Raw genomic sequence first — 1,750 nt, 5'->3', positions numbered from 1 at the left:
TGCCGCGACGGCCAAGACGACCCCGCTGGTCCTGACCCCGCTGCGGATCGCGTTGTGGGACCGTGACCGGCACGGGCACCCTGTGCAGCCCGGCGAGCTGATCGCGCACAGCGATGCCGGGTCGCAGGGTGAATTCAACTGGTCGTCGCAACACCTTGACCGTGGAGGTGTTCAGCTGTGGCGACGAGGGACTGGGCCGCGAAGACGAGCGATGTGCCCGAGGGTGCGCGTCGGCAATGGCGTGCGGATCGGGCGTTGCGTCCGCCGATGCGTTCGCCCGGGCGGCCTGAGCCCTCGCGGGCGGTGCAGCGGCAGTTCTGGCGTCTGATCGCGACGGGCATCACCTCAGCCGAAGCGGCTCTGAAGGTGGGCGTGTCTGTGCCGGTCGGGTCCCGTTGGTTTCGCCACGCTGGCGGCATGCCACCGATCTCACTTGCCGAGCCCAGCGGCCGTTACCTGTCCTTCGAGGAGCGTGAGGAGATCGCGCTCCTGCGCGCCAAGCAGGTCGGCGTGCGTGAGATCGCGCGCAGGATCGGCCGCGACCCGGGAACGATCTCCCGCGAACTGCGCCGCAACGCGGCCACGCGCAGCGGGAAGCAGGAGTACCGGGCGTTGGTAGCGCAATGGAAGGCTCAGCAGACAGCGAAGCGCCCGAAGACGGCGAAGCTCGCGACCAACGACCGGTTGCGTGAGTACGTCCAGGAGCGCCTCGCCGGAAACGTCCGTCGGCCTGACGGCAGCATCGTCGTGGGGCCGGAACCGCCGGCATGGAAGGGGCTGAACAAACCTCACCGGCAGGACCGGCGGTGGGCGACCGCGTGGAGCCCGGAGCAGATCTCGCACCGGCTGAAGGTCGACTTCCCGGATGATGAATCCATGCGCATCAGCCACGAGGCGATCTACCAGTCGCTGTTCATTGAGGGCCGTGGTGCGCTCAAACGCGAGCTCGTCACGTGCCTGCGCACCGGCCGCGCCCTCCGGCAGCCGCGGGCTCGAGCACAGAACCGCCCGCAAGGTCACGTCACCGCCGATGTCGTGTTCTCCGAACGGCCCGCAGCAGCCGCGGACCGCGCCGTGCCCGGGCATTGGGAGGGCGACTTGATCATCGGCACGGGCCGGTCCGCGATCGGCACTCTCGTCGAACGCAAGAGCCGGTCGACCCTGCTGGTGCACCTGCCGAGGCTGGACGGGTGGGGCGAGGCGCCGCCGATCAAGAACGGGCCCGCGTTGGGCGGCTACGGCGCAGTCGCGATGAACGCCGCGCTCATCGCGTCGATGATGAAGCTCCCCGAACAGCTCCGCAAGACGCTCACCTGGGACCGCGGCAAAGAACTCTCCGCGCACGCCCAGTTCGCGCTCGAGACGGGCACGAAGGTGTTCTTCGCCGACCCCCACTCGCCCTGGCAGAGGCCGACGAACGAGAACACCAACGGGTTGCTGCGGCAATACTTCCCGAAGGGCACCGACCTCTCACGATGGTCCGCTGAAGACCTCGAAGCAGTCGCCCTCGCACTAAACAACCGACCCCGCAAGAGCCTCGACTGGAAGACCCCCGCCGAAGTATTCCAGGAGCAGTTACACTCGCTCCAACAACCCGGTGTTGCAACGACCGGTTGAACCCAGGCAGTACACGAGCCTTCGCTTCGCCGAGCACCTGGCCGCCGAGGGCATCGCCGCGTCCATCGGGACCGTCGCCGATGCGTATGACAACGCGCTCATGGAATGCGTCATCGGCTTGTACAAGACCGAG

The 1,750-nt window shown here is 67.9% G+C and carries 1 protein-coding gene and 1 pseudogene; both read left to right on the top strand.

All coding sequences use genetic code 11. From position 1 onward, the window contains the following. Positions 1-267 precede the first annotated feature (267 nt). The gene (locus J1M39_RS12075) at positions 268-1,617 is read left to right on the top strand and encodes an IS30 family transposase (protein WP_442864345.1); all 1,350 of its coding nucleotides are present in this window, start codon (positions 268-270) and stop codon (positions 1,615-1,617) included. Positions 1,618-1,624: 7 nt separating this feature from the next. Further along, positions 1,625-1,750 (top strand): annotated as a pseudogene (locus J1M39_RS12070) (IS3 family transposase); the annotation flags it as partial.

The sequence above is a fragment of the Micrococcus sp. KRD077 genome (assembly GCF_017168505.1).
Classification (GTDB): domain Bacteria; phylum Actinomycetota; class Actinomycetes; order Actinomycetales; family Micrococcaceae; genus Micrococcus; species Micrococcus luteus.
The sequence above is the reverse complement of the archived record's forward strand: the minus strand, read 5'-3'. Positions and strand labels throughout refer to the sequence as shown.

What these genes read in the sequence shown, in the direction of transcription:
- J1M39_RS12075 (WP_442864345.1), top strand. Translation starts at nt 268, where the DNA reads ATGCGTTCGCCCGGGCGGCCTGAGCCCTCGCGGGCGGTGCAGCGGCAG.